This window comes from Streptomyces sp. NBC_01092 (assembly GCF_045039535.1).
GTDB lineage: Bacteria > Actinomycetota > Actinomycetes > Streptomycetales > Streptomycetaceae > Streptomyces.
In genome coordinates, this window is sequence record NZ_CP108659.1 from 2,165,268 (window position 1) to 2,182,731 (window position 17,464).

Sequence of the window (17,464 nt, forward strand, 5' to 3'; positions counted from 1 at the left end):
CCCCCTCAGCCCTTCAGTCCGGACGTCGCCATGCCGTCGATCAGATACCGCTGGAAGGCCAGGAAGAAGGCGAGGACCGGCAGCAGGGCGACGAGCGACATGGCGATCATGCCGCCGTAGTTCGCCACTCCTTCCTGGTCGACGAACATCTTCAGGCCGAGGGAGACGGTGTATTTGTCGGGCTCGTTGAGGTAGATCAGCGGGCCCATGAAGTCGTTCCAGGAGTTGATGAAGGTGAAGATCGCGCTGGTGATCAGGGCCGGCCGGCACAGCGGCAGCATGATCGACCAGTAGATCCTCAAGTGCCCGCAGCCGTCGAGCCGGGCCGCCTCGTCGAGTTCCTTGGGCAGGTTGCGCATGAACTGCACCATCAGGAAGACGAAGAACGCCTCCGTGGCGAGGTACTTCCCCAGCAGCAGCGGGGTGTAGGTGTTGATCATCTCCATGTTGCGGAACAGCACGTACTGCGGGATCAGCAGTACGTGGTACGGCAACAGGAGCGTGCCGATCATCAGCGTGAACAGCAGATTCCGGCCCGCGAACCTGATCCTCGCGAAGGCGTAGGCGGTCAGCGAGCAGGACACCACGATCCCGATCACGGAGCCGACGGCGAGGAAGAGCGAGTTGAGGAAGAAGGTGGAGATGGAGATGTCGGCGATGCCGTCGGTGAGGCTCGTGAAGTTGGACACGATCGGGTCGCCCGGGAAGAGGTCCAGGCTGCCGACGATGTCCTCGCTCTTCTTGAAGGAGCCGCCGATGACCCAGATCACCGGGTAGAGGATCACCGCGAGGACCAGCAGCGACCCGATGTGCCAGGCGACGGACCCGGGCAGTCTGCGGCGCAGCGCCCCGGCCCGCGCGGAGGGGGCCGGCTTGATGTCGGTGGCCGATGGGGAGGTCATCGGGCGCCCTCCTCGTAGTGCACCCAGCGCTTCTGGGACCAGAACAGCACCGCCGTCACCAGGGCGACCGCGACGAGCAGCATCCACGCCATGGCGGAGGCCAGCCCCATGCGGCTGTTCTCGAAGCCCTGAACGTAGAGGTAGCAGGTGTAGACCATCGAGCCGTCGGCCGGACCACAGGCGTTGCCTCCGGCGCCGCCGCCGACGATGTACGCCGAGCTGAAGATCTGGAAGGAGTGGATGGTCTCCAGCAGGACGTTGAAGAACAGGACCGGGGAGATCATCGGCAGGGTGATGCTCCAGAACCGCCGGAGCTTGCCGGCCCCGTCGACCTCGGCCGCCTCGTACAGCTCCCGCGGGACCTGCTTGAGACCGGCGAGGAAGATGACCATCGGGGCGCCGAACTGCCAGACGGTGAGCGCCACCAGGCTGTAGATGATCAGGTCCGGGTCGCCGGTCCAGCCGCCGACGTCGATCCCGAAGACCTTCTGCGTACGGTCGACGATCGCGTCGTCCGCGAAGATCGCCTTCCATACGATCGCGACGGAGACGCTCGCGCCGATCAGCGACGGGGCGTAGAAAGCGGCCCGGTAGAAGGCCTGCCCGCGCCGTTTCTGCGCCAGCAGCAGGGCCACGCCGAGGGCCGCGAGCAGCTTGAGCGGCGTGCCGACGACGACGTACCAGAGCGTGACCTGCACCGAGTGGCGCCAGCGGGGATCGCCGAGCATCTCGGAGAAGTTGTCGAGGCCGATCCACTTGGGCGCGTCGAAGAGGTTGTAGTCGGTGAAGGCGAAGTAGAGCGAGGCGACCATCGGGCCCGCGGTGAGCAGCAGGAACCCGGCGATCCAGGGGGACATGAAGAGATAGCCGGCCAGGTTCTCCCGGCGGACCCGCCGCTTGAGGGCGGCGGGTCGCTCGGGCTTCACCGGTCCGTGCCGCGGCTCGGAGTCCTGGGTCAGGCCCTCCCTCGCAGGGGCGTGTGTCACGGTCATTCCCATCAGACGACGAGCGCCGTCTTCGACTCGGTGAAGAACTGCTGGACGGCCTCGTCGACCGAGCGCTTGCCCAGGGCGAGTTCCTCGGCGATGCGCAGGAACGCCGCCTCGCAGATGTCGGCGCCGTTCGGGTGCGGTGTGATGGGCTCCAGGACGCCCGACTCGACGAGGGACGTCTCGTAGGCGGCGATCGCCTTGTTGACCTCGTCCGTCGGCTGGAACGCGTCGAACTGGGCCTGCGTGGCGGGCACACCCCGGTCGTAGCCCATGATCTTGGCGACCTCGGGGTCGTGCACCATGAAGTCGATGAACTGGGCGACCTCCTTGGGGTGCTCGGTGCGCTTGGAGGCGCTGAGCATGAGGGAGCCGAGGTACTGGCCGGTCTTCTTGCCGTCGGTGGTCGGGATGGGCGCGAGGCCGTACTCGCTCTTGCCCTCGGAGGTGTAGCGGATGGTGAAGTTGTCCCAGGTGAACTCACCGCCCGCGAGCTCGGCGGACACGGCCGACTTGGGCTTGATCTGGGCGACCTTCTTGGCGTCGGCGTAGAGGCCCTCCTTGACCCCCTTCTCGGCCTTGGTCCACCAGTCGGTCAGATCGGCGTCGGTGAAGCCGAGTCCGTCCTCGGTGAAGAAGGCCTTGCCGTTCTGGCGGAGGTAGAGGTCGTAGAGGTACATGACGCCGTACATGCCGCTGTCGCCGGCGCGGCCCGCCCTGTCGCGGATCTTCTTCATCGCCGCGTCGAAGTCGTCCCAGGTCCAGCCCTGTTCCGGCTTGACGCCCGCCTTGGTGTAGACGGGCTTGTCGATGACGAGGGCCATGGAGTTGGAGCCGACCGGGACACCGAGGAGCTTTCCGTCGATCTCGCCGAACTTGTCCAGGCCCGCGCGGAAGCCGTCCATGGAGAGGTTGCCGGCCTCGACCTGCTCACTGAGATCGAGCAGAACATTCTTCGCGTCGTATTTGCGCAGGAATCCAATGGCATTCTGGAACACGTCCGGCGGATTCCCCCCGGAGGCCTGCGTGTTGAACTTCTTCCAGAAGTCGGTGTACGGCTGAAAGTCGGTCTTGACCTTGATCTTCGGGTGCTTCTTGTGGAAGAGATCGATGGTCTTGTTGATCCGCTGGGCGCGGTCCTCGGCACCCCACCATGCGTAACGGATCGTCACCGTCCCGTCGGCGGAGGCTCCCCCGTCGCCCCCGCATCCGGTGGTCGCGGCCAGCCCGAGTGTGGCCGCCGTGGCGCCGGCCGCCTTCAGGATCGTGCGCCTGTCGACATTCCTGTTGGTTCCCACAGTCGGGCCCTCCCCGCAGCGTCGTTGCCGCCTGCATGAATCGTTTCAAGTAAGCGCTTGCTGGCACAAGTTACGGAGGGCCTCGGGGTGCGTCAATGATTCGGACAGGAATTTCTTGCGGGCCAGCCGGGCGAGTTGACGGACCGTGAGGGCGGGCGGACCGGGTCGAGGGTGCGATGCCGCAGGTGAGGGACGTGCGGTCACCGACGAGTTGACGGGGTACGGCCTCGCCCGGGGAGGGAACCGCGCCGGGCGGCCTCAGCCGGAGATGTCGCCGCTCCGAGACGGCGCACGACGCGCGAACGCCGACGGCCCGTCTGCACTTTCGCAGACGGGCCGTCGGATCCGGGTGGGCGATACTGGGTTCGAACCAGTGACCTCTTCGGTGTGAACGAAGCGCTCTCCCACTGAGCTAATCGCCCGGGCGCACGGAGAACATTACCCCATGTCAGGGGGTGCGTGTGACCAGCGCGAAGCCGCCCCGGCCGACGTCCGCACCCCCTCGCGGATCACTGGTCCTTGATCTTCCAGGGCATGACGAAGCCGAACTTCCAGAGGTAGAAGCCGAGTATCGCGCCCACGATCACGAGGCCGATCGTCGTCAGGATGATGTTGCGGCGCCGCACCTTCGGGTCGAGGGCCTTCTGGGCCGCCTCGGTGACCTTGCGCTTGGTCCAGCGCAGCACGAGCTGGGCCCACACGAACTCGGTCGCCCAGACCGCCATGCCACCGAAGATGATCACCCAGCCCGGACCCGGCAACGGCAGCAGGACGATGCCGGCGCCCACTATGGCCAGGCCGATGATGAAGACGCCCACCTGCCAGCTCAGATGCAGCGCTCTACGCGCCTTGACGAACTCCGGCGCTCTCGACCCGAGCCCCTGCTCGCCGTCGTCCTTCACACCATCCACATCGACCTCGTTGGTAGCCACGGCAACCTTGCCCGGCTCGTTACTCCCCGTATTCATACGGCCAAACCCTACCGGACCGAAACGAGTCACCGGAATGGTCGTACCTCGCGAACCGGTTCTCGGCCGGAAGAGTTACGTAAAGACACGCAAAACACTCAGAGGGGTTTACAACGGCACCGTAGGTGGCATGTCGATTTCGCCGACGTGCGAATCCCCGAGCGCACACTGAGCGAAAGGCCCTGGCGCTTATGAACACCACGGTCAGCTGCGAGCTGCACCTGCGCCTCGTTGTGTCGAGCGAGTCCTCCCTGCCTGTCCCCGCAGGCCTGCGGTACGACACGGCCGACCCCTACGCCGTGCACGCCACCTTCCACACCGGAGCCGAGGAGACCGTCGAGTGGGTGTTCGCCCGCGACCTCCTCGCGGAGGGCCTCCACCGGCCCACCGGCACCGGCGACGTCCGCGTCTGGCCGTCGCGCAGTCATGGTCAGGGCGTCGTTTGCATCGCCCTGAGCTCCCCGGAGGGCGAGGCGCTGCTGGAGGCGCCCGCACGTGCTCTGGAGTCGTTCCTGAAGCGGACGGATGCCGCCGTGCCTCCCGGCACGGAGCATCGGCATTTCGACCTCGATCAGGAGCTCTCTCACATCCTGGCGGAAAGTTAGGGCGAGGCCCCACGAAGCCGCCCGGCGCCGTCGACTCGGGGAGACGGCTCGGGCCAAGACAACCGCATACGGCACACAGCAGCGCCGTCTCCGCACCGCGGGGGCGGCGCTGGTGCGCATGTGGGTGACGGGGACCGTGGGGCGAGAGGGGCGATTCTGGGGCAGGTGGGGCTCGCCGGGGCGAGTGTCGCCCTGAGTCACGCGGGGTCGGCGCTCAGGCGCGTGAGGACCGCTCCGTCGGGCCGCTCGGGGCGGCCCGGCCCGGCCCGGCGGGAACCGTTGGCGCCGCTGTGGCGTTGTACTCGGAGCCGCGTGCGGGCGCGGCCCGTGGGTGGGCTCCGTGAGCCACTACCATCGGCCAGCATCGGCGGGCACCCCGCCCGACCACCAGGCCAGGGAGCGAAACGTGCTGATCACCCATGACACCCGGTGTGCACTCGATGCCGTGGTGGATCTGGTGAACACCGTGCCGGAGGGCGACGAGACGTCGGACGGACTGGCGGATGTCGCCGCTCTAGGAGATTTCGTACGAAAGCACGAAATCAGCGATGTCGGGGTGCTGTCGGAGTTCGATCTGTCGGCGGTGCGCAAGGTGCGCGCGCGGTTCGCCGCGATCTTCGCGGCCCCGGACGCCCGGATCGCCGCGGCCCTGATCAACGAGCTGGTGGCCGCCGCGGGCACCACCCCGCGCCTCACCGACCACGACGGCTACGACTGGCATGTGCACTACTTCGCCCCCGGCGCCTCCGTCGCCGACCACCTCGCGGCGGACTGCGGCATGGCGCTGGCGTTCTTCGTGGTGGCCGGGGAGGAGGAGCGGCTCAGGCGCTGTGAGGCGCCGGACTGCCGGCATGCCTTCGTGGATCTGTCCCGTAACCGCTCGCGGCGCTACTGCGACAGCCGTACCTGTGGAAACCGTCTGCATGTGGCCGCCTACCGTGCGCGCCGCAAGGAAGCGGCCGGCTGAGCGGCCCGCCGACACGACAGGTGTGTCGACGCGGACCCCGGCGGGTGGCGCCGGGGGCCGCGGGTACGGCTCAGAGCAGCAGCAGATCGTGCAGCGCAGCCATGAGGAGCAGACACCCGATCACCGCAAGGAAGATCATCAGCGGTGGCTGGGAGAGGGCGAAGAGGCACCCGCGAGGCTCGTCCTGAGACGGTGCGGCCTCGCTCTGTGTCGTGTCCAGCATCTCGCGGCGATGATGACGTAGTTACGGCCTTGCGCGCGATCAACACGCCCGGAATGAGCGGGAGTTCGCTGGATTCCGTGATGTCCGGTCCGGGTCTTGATCACTTACGGCCGGGGGGCGACCCACTGTGTCGTTTCAGTCCTGCGCGCGGGCGTCATATGCCGTGCTTCTTGAGGATGGCCTCGATGTCGCTGAAGTCCTCCCCGGCCTGCGCTTTCGGTGCGGTCGCGGGCCGGGTCGACTGACGCGAGCCCGGGCCCAGCGAGGGCGCCGATGCCGCCGGAGCCACGGCCTCGCTCTGCGCGGCGGCGCGGGCCTCCTTGCGGTCCTTGCGGGTACCGCCGCGGCGACGCTCCACCGCCCGGGTGGTCGAGAACAGCAGCCAGGACACCCCGAGGACGCCGAAGCCCGCCCAGGCCGTCGGGCTGAACGCGGTGTCCGCCAGCCAGTCGACGACTCCGGTCATCACCAGGCCAAGGGGCACCAGGGAGTAGGCGGCGATGCGTGTGGCCGCGAGGAAACGCTTGCGGTACGCCGTGACCACCGCGATGCCCAGGCCGGCCGCGGCGACGGCTGAACAGACGGTCTCGGCAATCATCCGGGCCTCCAGGCAGGCTGCGTCGGGACAGGGCACTTCGTCCCTTCCATCCTGCACCGTGCCGACCCCGCCCGGCCATGCCTCACGCCGACATCAGGGACATCTCCGGGTCGTCTCCTCCGCAGGTGCCGGTCAGGGTCCCGGCACCCGGGCCGGCCCCCACCGAGGCCCAGGTCGGATTGGGCCGTCCGGGCCCGGACTGGGAGACTGGGACCATGAGCGACTCCTCCCCCGACCGCCCCGCCGCCCCCGTCCTCGACGTCTGGTGCGAGCTCCAGTGCCCCGACTGCCGCAGCGCCCTGGACGATCTCCGTGCCCTGCGCGCCCGCTACGGGGACCGGCTGGACCTGCGGCTGCGGCACTTCCCGCTGGAGAAGCACAAGCACGCCTTCGCCGCCGCGCAGGCCGCCGAGGAGGCTCTCGAGCAGGGGCAGGGATGGCCGTACGTCGAGGCCGTACTGGGCCGGGTCGAGGAGCTGGACCGTAAGGGGGAACCCTTCCTGGTCGAGGTGGCCCGGGAACTGGGCCTGGACGCCGAGGAGTTCGACACCGCGCTGATCGACGGCCGGCACATCCTGATCGTCGACGCCGACCAGGCCGAGGGCAAGGCGATCGGCGTGACCGGCACACCGACGTATGTGATCGGCGGCGAGCGCCTCGACGGCGGCAAGAGCCAGGAAGGGCTGCGCCAACGCGTCGAGGAGATCGCGGACCGGCTGCTCGCCGAGCAGGCGGGCGCCTGACCGGGCCCTACAGCAACGCCTTGTACAGGACGTACTGCTTCGTCTCGTAGCCGAGTGACTCATAGAGCCGCTCGGCCGGCGCGTTGCCCGCGAAGACGTTGAGGCCGAGGACGCGGTGTCCCGCGACGATCGCCTGGCCCTCGGCCACCAGCATCAGGGTGCGGCCGTGTCCCTTGCCGCGGTGATCGGGGTCGGTCGCGACGTCGTAGACATAGGCACGGTCCTCGTGCGCCGCCACCCACAAGGTGCCCACCGGGGTCCCCTCGTGTTCCAGGACGCTCAGGAACACATCCGGTGTGCGCGGGCCGTCAGGCAGCAGCGTCGCGTGGTCACGCTCGGACTTGGCCCGGGCCTCTGCCTCCGGCACCCCGCGGTCGATCCAGCTGCGGCTGTAGTCCTCCTGGCCCTTGGCCAGCCAGGGACCGTACTCGGCCTGAGTCATGGGCCGCGCCCGGCTGCCCGGAGGCAGTTCGGGCGGAGTGTCGCCGAGCGCCTTCTCCATGCCGCGGTTGCGTACGACGTAGCCGAGGGCCGTGGCCAGGCGCAGCGCCGGTCCGGCGGCGCCGGAGACCATCGTCTCGATGCGTCGGCAGCCCCAGCCGCGCGCCACCTCCTCCGCCGCGAGGGCGGCCACGGTGCCGCGGCCCCGGCGCCGGTCCGGCTCCTCGATCCGCAGCTCCGATATCCGGGCCACCGCGTCGCCGAAGACGGGATGTGTCCCGAGGTGAAGGGCGCCCACGGGTCGGCCGTTCACACACACCTGATAGCGGCGCGAACGGGTCCCGTCGTCGTTGCGCTGAAGCGGCTCGGTCGGCCGCAGGGTCGTGGTCATCAGGGGTGTTCTACCCACCCCGCCGCCCCACGGCAGCTCATTTTCCCCGCCCTCACGGATCCAGGTCGTCCCCGGACCGCTCCTCGAAGATCCGCATGGCCTTCGCGGTCACCGGGCCCGGTGCGCCCGGCAGTTCACGGTCGTCGACGCGGTGCACGGCCTGGACGTCCCGCAGGGTGGAGGTGAGGAAGACCTCGTCGGCCCGCTCCAGCGCGTCCAGCGGCAGGTCCGTCTCCTTGGCTCCGGTCCACTCGGCTGTGAGCGCGCGCGTGATGCCCGCGAGGCAGCCCGAGGCGACCGGCGGGGTGTGGATCTCGCCGTCCAGGACGACGAAGACGTTCGAGCCGGTGCCTTCGCAGAGTTGCCCGACGGTGTTCGCGAACAGGGCCTCGGACGCGCCGTGTTGGTGGGCGCGGGCGAGGGCGACGACGTTCTCGGCGTACGAGGTGGTCTTCAGGCCGGTGAGGGCGCCGCGTTCATTGCGGGTCCAGGGGACCGTGATCACGGCCGTGGAGTCGGGCCGGCGGGTGGTCTCGCCGAGGGCGACGACGAGGGTGGGGCCGTGCTCGCCGCGGTCGGAGCCCAGGGGGCCGTGGCCGCCGGTGTAGGTGATGCGCAGCCGGCCGAGCGGCATCGGGTTGGCCTCAAGGACGGCGGCGCAGGCGCGGCGGACCTCGTCGTGGTCGGGCTCGGGCAGGCCGAGACCGAGCGCCGAGCGGGTCAGCCGGTCGAGGTGCCGGGTCAGCGCGAACGGACGGCCGTCCACCGCCTTCACGGTCTCGAAGATGCCGTCGCCCACGGTCAGCCCGTGGTCGAAGACGGAGACACGGGCGGACTCCATGTCCTGCAGCCCGCCGTCGAGCCAGATCTTCACTGGTCCCCACCTCGCAAATCCATACCCGGGACCTGGCTGCGGCCGGGGGTCCGGGGGTTGTCCCCCGGGCTGGCACAGCACGATTGCAGTCCCTCTCCACTCACCTCGTACGCCCCCGACGCTACCGCGAGCAGCCGGGACGCCTTCAGTTCGGTCTCCCGCCACTCCCCCTCGGGATCCGACCCCCAGGTGATCCCGGCGCCGGTCCCGAACCTCAGCACCCCTTCGCCCCGGTCGATCCAGAACGTACGGATCCCGACGGCCAGCTCGCCGACACCCCGGTCGGCGTCGACCCACCCGATGCCTCCGCAGTACGGCCCGCGGGGCGCCGTCTCCAGCGCGTCGATGATCCGCAGCGCGCTCGACTTGGGCGCGCCGGTGACGGAGCCGGGCGGGAAGGCGGCGCCGAGCAGCTCGGGCCAGCCGGCGTCGGGGCGCAGCTCACCGCGGACGGTGGAGACCAGATGGACGAGGCCGGGATGCTTCTCGACGGCGCACAGATCGGGGACGGTGACCGTCCCGGTGGCACACACGCGGCCGATGTCGTTGCGCACCAGGTCCACGATCATCACGTTCTCGGCGAAGTCCTTCTCCAGCAGGTCCGCCTCGGTCCGCCCGGTGCCCTTGATCGGCCCGGACTCGACGACACGCCCGTCACGCCGCAGGAAGAGTTCGGGCGAAGCGGTGGCTATCTCGACCCCGTGCCCCGGCAGCCGGATCGTTCCTGCGTACGGCGCCGGGTTGCCGCGGGCCAACAGGGCGGTCAGGGCGTCCACATCGGCGCCCGCCCCGATCGGCGCGCTCAGTACGCGGCACAGATTCGCCTGATAGACCTCGCCGGCCGCGATGTGCTCACGTATGCGCCGCACGCCCGCCGTGTACGCGGCGCGGTCGAGGGACGACACCCAGTCATCGGCCGTGGGCCCCAGCCACTCCCCCGGCACCGGCGCGGGCACGGGCTCCTCGCGTACGTCCCGGAAGCGGGCGCAGGTCAGACCGCCCTCGAAGTCGGCGCAGACGGCCCAGAAGCCACTTGACTCCAAGGCCGCGGGATCGCTGGTGACGTCGAGGAGGCCGGTGGCGACGCGGTCGCCGAAGCGGGCAAGGGGAGGGAGGTCGAGCACGCAGTCGAGTCTATGGCCGGTGTCCTACGGGTGACCTGGCCATGTCCCTTCGGGAAGCTCCATCCGGTCCCTGAGCAGGTGCAGCGCAGCACGCTGCACAAACGCGTTTTTGTACTGGCTCCGGAATCCGCTAGAGTTCAACACGTCGCCGGGCCGCGGGAGCGGAACGAAACGACAAGCGGACGTAGCTCAGTTGGTAGAGCGCAACCTTGCCAAGGTTGAGGTCGCGAGTTCGAGCCTCGTCGTCCGCTCGATGGAACAGGGGATCATCCCGAACCCCTACACTCCTGGTGGAGTGGCCGAGAGGCGAGGCAACGGCCTGCAAAGCCGTCTACACGGGTTCAAATCCCGTCTCCACCTCCAAGGACGATTAGCTCAGCGGGAGAGCGCTTCCCTGACACGGAAGAGGTCACTGGTTCAATCCCAGTATCGTCCACTGGATCTTCGGATCCCCCCGCGCGATTAGCTCAGCGGGAGAGCGCTTCCCTGACACGGAAGAGGTCACTGGTTCAATCCCAGTATCGCGCACGCAGTGCTCCGTGATCTTTGGATCGATGATCTTCGGGTCAATGGTCGGTCACGGTCCCGAGGACGATTAGCTCAGCGGGAGAGCGCTTCCCTGACACGGAAGAGGTCACTGGTTCAATCCCAGTATCGTCCACACACCGAAGCCCCCGGTCGATGACCGGGGGCTTCGTCGTGCCGGTGCGGCTCAGCTGGAGAACAGCATGTGGCCAAAGCTCTTGTGACGCTTGTGGCCGTAGTGACCGCCGTGGTGGCCACCGTGCTGGGCGCCCCAGGCCGGAGCCTGCGGGGCGGCCGCCGGGTAGGCCTGCGGGGCGGCCGGGGGCGGCGGGGCGGGCTGGGACCACTGGCCCTCCAGGCGGGTCAGCGACTCCAGCTCGCCGTAGTCGAGAAAGATCCCGCGGCAGCCACTGCACTGCTCGATCTGGACACCATTGCGGTTGTAGGTGTGCATCGGCGCATGGCACTTCGGACACTGCATGGTCGGCTCAACTCCTCGCCGGTCGGTCCTGCTTCATGTATCGCCAGGACAGACACTGTCCGGCTGTGGTCGGTTGCACCCTACTTCGCCTCATCGTGGACCAACTCCGGGGGGACGGAAGCCATTCGGTCACAGGCGTCGACGAGGGCCTGTTCGACCTCGTCCAGGGGGCGTCCCTCGGCCGCGGCCTTGGTGATCGCGCGGGCCGCGGTCTGCACGGTGAGAGCGCGGGCCGGGACGTCCAGCGCGGGCCAGGGGTCGCCGTCGCCGGGCACTGCCGAACCGCCGGCGGCACGGTAGGCGGTCAGGAACCGGTGCCACTCGTCGGGCGGGAGCAGCCCGCAGGCGAACCAGGCGGCCGGGCGGCCCAGATCCCAGGCCGCAGCGCCCACGCCAAGATCGTCGACGTCGATGAGCCGCCAGGGGCCGTCCGGTGCCGGGTGGCGCACGAGCTGGCCGAGATGGAGATCGCCGTGGCAGAGGGTGGCTGTGTCCGGCTGGGGCGCCTCGTCCCGAGCCCAGGCGGGGAGGGTGTCCCAGGCGCGCAGGACGGCCGTGGCGGGGCTGCCGTCGGTGGCCACGCGCAGGCGGGACAGGGCGAGGGCGGCTTTCGCGGGGCCTCGCATGGGAGGCAGAGGGGTGGCTGCGGGGGTGCGGTGCAGACGGGCGAGCAGGGTCGCGACCGCTTCCCAGGGGGCCGCGTCCGGATCCTGGGGGTCCACCGGGGTGCCGTACGGCCAGAAGCTCACGGGCCGGTCGTGCAGGTCGACGGGTATGGGGGTGAGCGGGGGCAGGAAGATCTCGGGGAGGCGCGTGGCGGCAGCCAGGCGGGGTGCCAGGTCGGGGAGCGTGATGTCCGGGGCGTGGGCCTTGGCGACGGTGTCCGCGTGACGGACGACGGTGGCGTCGGGGCGTTCGGCGAGGGTGACGGTTGCTCCGCAGGGGCAGGCGGAGTTACGTGAGTGGGCCGCGGCTATGGCTCGTGCGGTGAGGTCGGGCAGGAGCGGGTTCGGGGTCACGGGTGTCCCTTGTGCGGGGTGGTCCGGGCCGGGCCGCCGGGTGCCGCGGCTGTCAAGGTGCTCAGCGTCCATGGAGCCCAGCTGGGGGCTGCCGCCCCCCAGACCCCCGCTTCGGTCCTGAACGGGCCTCGTCCTCAAACTCCCCCAAGCTCTTCGAGCAGGGGGGACCCTCAGACGGGCTGGATAATACCGCCCGGCATCCAGAGGAAGCCCTGTCTCACAGGGCCCCGTCGGTTTCAGGGAAAAGCAATGCCGGCGCAGCTCCCCAGCTGCGCCGGCATTTGTGCCGTCCGCCGCACCCCCGTCCCCACGGGGTTTCATGGGTGGATGTCCCCGCCCGGACCGCTCTTCCGGGCCTGGGGTCGCCGCTCAGCGCCCCAGCATCACTCCCACGGACGACGCCTGTGTGGCCACTGTCTCCCAGCCGTCGAAGACGAGGAGGAGAAGGGCCGCCAGGGGAAGGGCCATGAGCGTCGCCACCAAGGGGTGGCGGCGGCCCTGGCGGCGGGGGCGCATGGTGCGCTCCTGGATACGGATCAGTGTCCGCGGTGCCGTCTGGGCCATGGTCCCTCTCCTGACCTGTGTCAGTTGTCGTTGGCAGCGGCGGGTGTCTGACCTCGGGGGACGAGTGCTGCACCCGCCGCTTGACCTCAAATCTAGGCGCGCGGCCGCTCCGGCACGTCATGCCCTCGTACCGATTGGCGGGCCTCCCGGAGGATGAGCCATGACCTGCGGAGTACTCCCCTGGGTGGAGACGAGGTCCTAGGTCTCGGGGTCTTCCCCGAGGGGACGCCCGGTCTGCCCCGGTTTCTACTGACTCTTCTCCGAGCTGTCCTCCCGCGGTATCGGCTGCTCGACCAGGGCCAGGACCCGGTTCGCCATGAAGCGGGCCGTACGCACCACAGACCCGCTTCGGGTGACTTCGCTCACTTCCACGACACCTCGACGCACCGCCGTCTCCACCCTGCGGCCCGCCCTGCTCGCCACCACCTCATACGTACGCGTCGTGTCCCCGGCGTCCACGACTATCTCCACCCGATCACCCTTCACGAGCCCAATCCCCCTTCTGCGACGGACGGTTGGGGGTGGCAGGGGACCGAAGTCGCCCTGCTCACCCACCCTCTGACCACCCTTCAAGTCTCCCACCCGCCACTGACAATCCGTCGGCCCGAGAGGGCGCGGCCTCTGCGCACGGCGGCCCGCGGAAACGTAAGCTGTGGCTCGTCAGACGGACCGGGCAGCGGGGATGAACATGGCGATGATGCGCCTGAGGCGCGAGGACCCGCGCGTCGTCGGCTCGTTCAGGCTTCACAGACGGCTCGGCGCGGGCGGGATGGGCGTCGTCTACCTGGGCTCCGACAAGAAGGGGCAGCGGGTCGCGCTCAAGGTGATCCGGCCCGATCTGGCGGAGGATCAGGAGTTCCGCTCACGCTTCGCGCGTGAGGTCTCGGCGGCACGGCGGATTCGCGGGGGGTGTACGGCACGGCTCGTGGCCGCCGATCTTGAGGCGGAGCGGCCGTGGTTCGCCACGCAGTACGTGCCCGGGCCCTCCCTGCACGACAAGGTCGCCGACGAAGGCGCGCTCGGCGCGGCGGAGGTCGCCGCCGTCGGGGCCGCGCTGTCCGAGGGGCTGGTCGCCGTCCACGAGGCCGGTGTCGTGCACCGGGACCTCAAGCCGTCCAACATCCTGCTGTCCCCCAAGGGGCCCAGGATCATCGACTTCGGTATCGCCTGGGCGACGGGTGCCTCCACCCTCACCCATGTCGGCACGGCGGTCGGCTCCCCCGGCTTCCTCGCGCCCGAGCAGGTGCGCGGCGCCGCCGTCACCCCGGCCACGGACGTCTTCTCCCTCGGCGCCACGCTCGCGTACGCGTCGATGGGGGACTCTCCCTTCGGGCACGGCAGCTCCGAGGTGATGCTGTATCGCGTCGTGCACGAGGAGGCGCAGCTGCACGGCGTACCGGACGCCCTGGCCCCGCTGGTGCGGGCCTGCCTGGCGAAGGACCCGGAGGACCGTCCCAGCACCCTTCAGCTGTCGCTGCGTCTGAAGGAGATCGCGGCCCGGGAGGCGCAGGGTTTCGCGGACGTACGCCCGCCGGCCCCGCGGTCCCCGGAGTCGGACCGGCCCACCGGGCGGCTCGCCGACACCTACTCCGACCAGCAGCGTGCCGGGCGGCGCGCGCAAGGCGCTCCCCCGCCCCGCGGCTCCGCCATGCCGCGGGGCACGGGCACCCCGCGCGTCCCCGGCCCCGCCCGCGACACGGCTCCGCCGAGGGGCACCGGCGCCCCGCAGGGCGGTCCGCCGCCGTCCCGCTCCGGTACCCGGCCGATGCCCGGCCCCCGCACCACACCCCGCTCGGCGGGCGGCAGCCGGCCCACCGAGCGGGGCGGCGGCAGCCGGCCCGCGCCACGCGGCGGCAACGGACGTCCGGCCCCCCGGAACACGGGCACGGGCCGCAGGCCCGCCAATCCTCAGCTGCTCCGGCAGCGGCTGTTCGTGTTCGTCGTCGTGACGGTGCTCGTGGCGCTCGGCATCGCGGCGGCGCAGGGCTGCCAGGGCCCGGACCGCGGGCTCGGCGGGACCGGGGACGGGGAGGTCGTGCGTCCGCAGCAGGAGCAGATGGAGCCGGACTTCAAGCCGCTGGACGGAGACGAGATGTCCCAGCGGTACGAATCGACGGTCGAGATTCCCGAGTAGGTGGCATGGGCGGCCCCGCCCCGGTGGACTGCGCCGGACGGCAGGTGTCAGAGGAGTGCGGGCAGGATCCGCTCGAAGAACTCGCGGTCGCCCTCGAAGACCGGGTCCAGGGACAGGAACTCCTGCGGCGTGACCCAGCGGGCCTCTCCGACCTCGTCCGGGTCGGGGACGACGTCGCCCGTCTCGGCCCGCGCCGTCCACCAGTGCAGACGGAAGCTGCCGTCGTCGGTCTGCGACTCCCAGACCTTGGCGAGGGGTACGACGGTGAGGCCGACCTCCTCCTGGACCTCCCGGACGACGGCGTCCCGCTGGGTCTCCCCCGCCTCGATCTTGCCGCTGACGGGTTGCCAGTAGCCCGGGCGCGCGACGGCGGGGCCGCGCCGGACGGCGAGGACGCGGTCGGCTCGGAGCAGGACCGCGACGATCGCCTCGCCCCGGCTCATGTGGGGACGCCCTAGAACCGGGGGCGGCCGGTGGCCACCGCGTAGAAGGCGACCGCGGCCGCCGCACCGACGTTGAGGGAGTCGACTCCGTGGGCCATCGGGATGCGGACCCATTCGTCCGCGGCGACGAGGGCCTGGGTGGAGAGGCCGTCGCCCTCGGCGCCGAGCATCAGCGCGACCCTGTCCATCCGGTGCGGCGCGGCCTCGTCCAGGGTCTTGCCCTTCTCGTCGGGGGTGAGGGCGAGCAGGGTGAAGCCCGCCTCGCGGACCGACTCCAGGCCCTTCGGCCAGGTCTCCAGGCGGGCGTACGGCACCGAGAAGACCGCGCCCATGGAGACCTTGACGCTGCGGCGGTAGAGGGGGTCGGCGCAGTCCGGTGAGAGCAGGACGGCGTCCATGCCGAGGGCGGCCGCGGAGCGGAAGATGGCGCCGATGTTGGTGTGGTCGTTGACCGACTCCATGACGACGACACGGCGGGCGGTCTGCAACAGCTCGGTCGCCGTCGGCAGCGGCTTGCGCTGCATCGACGCGAGCGCGCCGCGGTGCACGTGATAGCCGGTGACCTGCTCGGCGAGGTCCGGGCTGACCGCGTACACCGGGGCCGGGAGCTCGTCGATGACGTCGCGCATGACGTCGACCCACTTGGCCGACAGCAGCATCGACCGCATCTCGTAGCCGGCTTCCTTCGCCCGTCTGATGACCTTCTCGCCCTCGGCGATGAACAGGCCCTCGGCCGGCTCGCGCTTGCGGCGCAGGTCGACGTCGGTCAGGCCCGTGTAGTCGCGCAGGCGCGGGTCGGTGGGGTCATCGACGGTGATGAGATCGGCCACAGAGTGATACTGCCTTGTCCTGGGTGCGGTGCCAACGGTTCGGGACGGGTTGCGTTACCCGCGGTTACGCGGAGGTGCTCGCTCCGCTCGGTCCTACGTTCACGACCTCGCCGATGACGATCACCGCCGGCGGCTTCACCTCGTGGGCGAGCACCACCTCGGCGGCCGTGGCGAGGGTCGCGTCGACCCGGCGCTGGGCGGCTGTCGTGCCCTCCTGGACCAGGGCGACGGGCGTGTCCGCGGGCTTGCCGTGGGCGATGAGGGTCTCGGCGACCTTCCCGATGGTGCCGACGCCCATGAGGATGACCAGCGTGCCGGTCAGCTTGGCGAGGGACGGCCAGTCGACCAGGGAGCGCTCGTCGTCCGGGGCGATGTGGCCGCTGACCACCGTGAACTCGTGGGCGACGCCCCGGTGGGTGACCGGGATACCGGCGGCGCCCGGGACCGAGATCGAGCTGGAGATGCCGGGGACGACCGTGCACGGGACGCCGGCCTCGGCCAGCGCCTGGACCTCCTCCATGCCACGGCCGTAGACGAAGGGGTCGCCGCCCTTGAGACGTACGACCGACTTGCCTTGCTTCGCGTGCTCGATCAGGGCGTTGTTGATGGCCTCCTGGGCCATGAAACGGCCGTACGGCAGTTTCGCCGCGTCGATCACCTCGACGCTGGAGGGCAGTTCGGCGAGCAGGTCGCGCGGGCCGAGGTGGTCGGTGATGACGACGTCGGCCTCGGCGAGCAGGCGGCGGCCGCGCACCGTGATGAGGTCCGGGTCGCCGGGGCCGCCGCCGACCAGGGCGACGCCGGGTGTCCGGGTGCGGTGGTGCGGGGCGACGAGGGTGCCGTCGCGCAGGCCCTCGACGACGGCGTCGCGGATGGCGGCGGTGTGGCGGGGGTCGCGGCCGCGGGAGTCGGTGGTGAGGACGGCGACCGTGACGCCCTCGCTGTGGCCGGTGGCCGGGGTCCAGGCGGTGGCCGCGTCGGCGTCGTCGGAGCGCACGCACCACACGCGGTGGCGCTCGGCTTCGGCGGAGGCCGCGGTGTTGGCCTCGGGGTCACTGGTGGCGATCAGGGCGTACCAGGCGTCGGCGAGGTCGCCGTCCTCGTAGCTGCGCTTGTGCCAAGTGAGCTCGCCCGCGTCCACCATCGCCTCGACCGACGGGGTCGCGTCCGGGGACACGAGGACGATGTCGGCGCCCGCCGCGACGAGTGCCGGGAGGCGGCGCTGGGCGACCTGGCCGCCGCCGAGGACGACGACCCGGCGGCCGGTGAGGCGGAGGCCTACGGGGTAGGCGGGGTTTTCGGCCATGAGGGTGCGGCTCCCTTTTGCGGCGGCGGTGCGATGCCC

General features: G+C 70.3%; 21 protein-coding genes and 6 tRNA genes. 9 read left to right on the top strand and 18 right to left on the bottom strand.

Annotated features, from left to right (window positions below):
* Positions 1–5: 5 nt before the first annotated feature.
* The 5 genes from OG254_RS09515 to OG254_RS09535 all read right to left on the bottom strand — a co-directional run bounded on the left by OG254_RS09515 (position 6) and on the right by OG254_RS09535 (position 4,157).
* On the bottom strand, positions 6–902 hold the full coding sequence (locus OG254_RS09515; RefSeq protein ID WP_351197046.1) for a carbohydrate ABC transporter permease: 897 nt from the start codon (positions 900–902) through the stop codon (positions 6–8).
* On the bottom strand, positions 899–1,900 hold the full coding sequence (locus tag OG254_RS09520) for a carbohydrate ABC transporter permease (protein WP_405579451.1): 1,002 nt from the start codon (positions 1,898–1,900) through the stop codon (positions 899–901). Before OG254_RS09520 ends, OG254_RS09515 begins: the two co-directional genes overlap by 4 nt.
* Positions 1,900–3,189, bottom strand: coding sequence for an ABC transporter substrate-binding protein (locus tag OG254_RS09525; RefSeq protein ID WP_405579454.1), 1,290 nt, complete (start codon positions 3,187–3,189; stop codon positions 1,900–1,902). The genes OG254_RS09520 and OG254_RS09525 overlap by 1 nt, the downstream gene beginning before the upstream one ends.
* A 350-nt stretch (positions 3,190–3,539) precedes the next feature.
* Positions 3,540–3,611 (bottom strand) — tRNA-Val (locus OG254_RS09530).
* A gap of 87 nt (positions 3,612–3,698) precedes the next feature.
* A complete protein-coding gene (locus OG254_RS09535; RefSeq protein WP_405579456.1) occupies positions 3,699–4,157 on the bottom strand; it encodes a TIGR02611 family protein in 459 nt (152 codons plus the stop codon).
* Between the two features lie 191 nt (positions 4,158–4,348).
* Between OG254_RS09535 and OG254_RS09540 the strand changes: the two genes are divergently transcribed.
* Both OG254_RS09540 and OG254_RS09545 read left to right on the top strand, forming a co-directional pair.
* Entirely contained in the window at positions 4,349–4,762 is a 414-nt protein-coding gene (locus OG254_RS09540; protein ID WP_004002642.1) for an SsgA family sporulation/cell division regulator, read from the top strand.
* 406 nt (positions 4,763–5,168) lie between these two features.
* Positions 5,169–5,729, top strand: coding sequence for a CGNR zinc finger domain-containing protein (locus OG254_RS09545; RefSeq protein WP_351197054.1), 561 nt, complete (start codon positions 5,169–5,171; stop codon positions 5,727–5,729).
* Between the two features lie 70 nt (positions 5,730–5,799).
* Here the strand turns inward: OG254_RS09545 and OG254_RS09550 are convergent, their stop codons facing one another.
* The 3 genes from OG254_RS09550 to OG254_RS09560 all read right to left on the bottom strand — a co-directional run bounded on the left by OG254_RS09550 (position 5,800) and on the right by OG254_RS09560 (position 6,767).
* The gene (locus OG254_RS09550) at positions 5,800–5,952 is read right to left on the bottom strand and encodes a hypothetical protein (RefSeq protein WP_007502994.1); all 153 of its coding nucleotides are present in this window, start codon (positions 5,950–5,952) and stop codon (positions 5,800–5,802) included.
* Positions 5,953–6,106: 154 nt separating this feature from the next.
* Positions 6,107–6,550, bottom strand: a complete 444-nt coding sequence (locus tag OG254_RS09555) for a hypothetical protein (protein ID WP_405579461.1) — start codon at positions 6,548–6,550, stop codon at positions 6,107–6,109.
* A gap of 82 nt (positions 6,551–6,632) precedes the next feature.
* A complete protein-coding gene (locus OG254_RS09560; protein ID WP_351197058.1) occupies positions 6,633–6,767 on the bottom strand; it encodes a hypothetical protein in 135 nt (44 codons plus the stop codon).
* Here OG254_RS09560 and OG254_RS09565 point away from each other — a divergent pair.
* Complete coding sequence (locus OG254_RS09565; RefSeq protein ID WP_405579464.1) at positions 6,766–7,293, top strand: DsbA family protein; 528 nt, start codon at positions 6,766–6,768, stop codon at positions 7,291–7,293. The two genes, OG254_RS09560 and OG254_RS09565, sit on opposite strands and share 2 nt — an antisense overlap.
* 7 nt (positions 7,294–7,300) lie before the next feature.
* Here OG254_RS09565 and OG254_RS09570 read toward each other — a convergent pair whose 3' ends face one another.
* Genes OG254_RS09570 through OG254_RS09580 form a run of 3 tightly spaced genes read right to left on the bottom strand, consistent with a single transcriptional unit; the run spans position 7,301 to position 10,123 of the window.
* Positions 7,301–8,125: a GNAT family N-acetyltransferase gene (locus OG254_RS09570; RefSeq protein ID WP_405579467.1), complete on the bottom strand. Its 825-nt coding sequence runs from the start codon at positions 8,123–8,125 to the stop codon at positions 7,301–7,303.
* 52 nt (positions 8,126–8,177) lie between these two features.
* Positions 8,178–8,999, bottom strand: coding sequence for an aminotransferase class IV (locus OG254_RS09575; RefSeq protein ID WP_405579470.1), 822 nt, complete (start codon positions 8,997–8,999; stop codon positions 8,178–8,180).
* Positions 8,996–10,123 carry a chorismate-binding protein gene (locus OG254_RS09580; protein ID WP_405579473.1) on the bottom strand — a complete coding sequence of 376 codons (1,128 nt, stop codon included), beginning with the start codon at positions 10,121–10,123 and terminating at the stop codon, positions 8,996–8,998. Before OG254_RS09580 ends, OG254_RS09575 begins: the two co-directional genes overlap by 4 nt.
* A gap of 178 nt (positions 10,124–10,301) precedes the next feature.
* On the opposite strand from OG254_RS09580, the gene OG254_RS09585 reads away from it, so the two are divergent.
* The 5 genes from OG254_RS09585 to OG254_RS09605 all read left to right on the top strand — a co-directional run bounded on the left by OG254_RS09585 (position 10,302) and on the right by OG254_RS09605 (position 10,784).
* Positions 10,302–10,374, top strand: a tRNA-Gly gene (locus OG254_RS09585).
* Between the two features lie 38 nt (positions 10,375–10,412).
* Positions 10,413–10,486: transfer RNA gene (locus OG254_RS09590), tRNA-Cys, on the top strand.
* Position 10,487: 1 nt separating this feature from the next.
* Positions 10,488–10,559 (top strand) — tRNA-Val (locus tag OG254_RS09595).
* 20 nt (positions 10,560–10,579) lie between these two features.
* Positions 10,580–10,651 (top strand) — tRNA-Val (locus tag OG254_RS09600).
* A gap of 61 nt (positions 10,652–10,712) precedes the next feature.
* Positions 10,713–10,784: transfer RNA gene (locus OG254_RS09605), tRNA-Val, on the top strand.
* Positions 10,785–10,835: 51 nt separating this feature from the next.
* Here the strand turns inward: OG254_RS09605 and OG254_RS09610 are convergent.
* The 4 genes from OG254_RS09610 to OG254_RS09625 all read right to left on the bottom strand — a co-directional run bounded on the left by OG254_RS09610 (position 10,836) and on the right by OG254_RS09625 (position 13,198).
* Entirely contained in the window at positions 10,836–11,129 is a 294-nt protein-coding gene (locus OG254_RS09610) for a zf-TFIIB domain-containing protein (RefSeq protein ID WP_147997123.1), read from the bottom strand.
* An 80-nt stretch (positions 11,130–11,209) separates the two neighbouring features.
* Positions 11,210–12,148, bottom strand: a complete 939-nt coding sequence (locus OG254_RS09615) for a phosphotransferase family protein (protein WP_405579476.1) — start codon at positions 12,146–12,148, stop codon at positions 11,210–11,212.
* 369 nt (positions 12,149–12,517) lie between these two features.
* Positions 12,518–12,712, bottom strand: a complete 195-nt coding sequence (locus tag OG254_RS09620) for a hypothetical protein (protein WP_147997122.1) — start codon at positions 12,710–12,712, stop codon at positions 12,518–12,520.
* Between the two features lie 246 nt (positions 12,713–12,958).
* A complete protein-coding gene (locus OG254_RS09625) occupies positions 12,959–13,198 on the bottom strand; it encodes a hypothetical protein (protein ID WP_351197071.1) in 240 nt (79 codons plus the stop codon).
* A 196-nt stretch (positions 13,199–13,394) separates the two neighbouring features.
* Here OG254_RS09625 and OG254_RS09630 point away from each other — a divergent pair, with 196 nt between their 5' ends.
* Complete coding sequence (locus OG254_RS09630; protein WP_405594914.1) at positions 13,395–14,846, top strand: protein kinase domain-containing protein; 1,452 nt, start codon at positions 13,395–13,397, stop codon at positions 14,844–14,846.
* Between the two features lie 47 nt (positions 14,847–14,893).
* On the opposite strand, the gene OG254_RS09635 is transcribed toward OG254_RS09630, so the two are convergent.
* The 3 genes from OG254_RS09635 to cobA form a co-directional block, all read right to left on the bottom strand.
* Entirely contained in the window at positions 14,894–15,289 is a 396-nt protein-coding gene (locus OG254_RS09635) for an NUDIX domain-containing protein (RefSeq protein WP_405579480.1), read from the bottom strand.
* 11 nt (positions 15,290–15,300) lie between these two features.
* Positions 15,301–16,119, bottom strand: a complete 819-nt coding sequence (locus OG254_RS09640) for a TrmH family RNA methyltransferase (protein WP_405579483.1) — start codon at positions 16,117–16,119, stop codon at positions 15,301–15,303.
* Between the two features lie 64 nt (positions 16,120–16,183).
* The gene (gene cobA, locus OG254_RS09645; protein WP_405579485.1) at positions 16,184–17,425 is read right to left on the bottom strand and encodes a uroporphyrinogen-III C-methyltransferase; all 1,242 of its coding nucleotides are present in this window, start codon (positions 17,423–17,425) and stop codon (positions 16,184–16,186) included.
* Between the last annotated feature and the right edge of the window lie 39 nt (positions 17,426–17,464).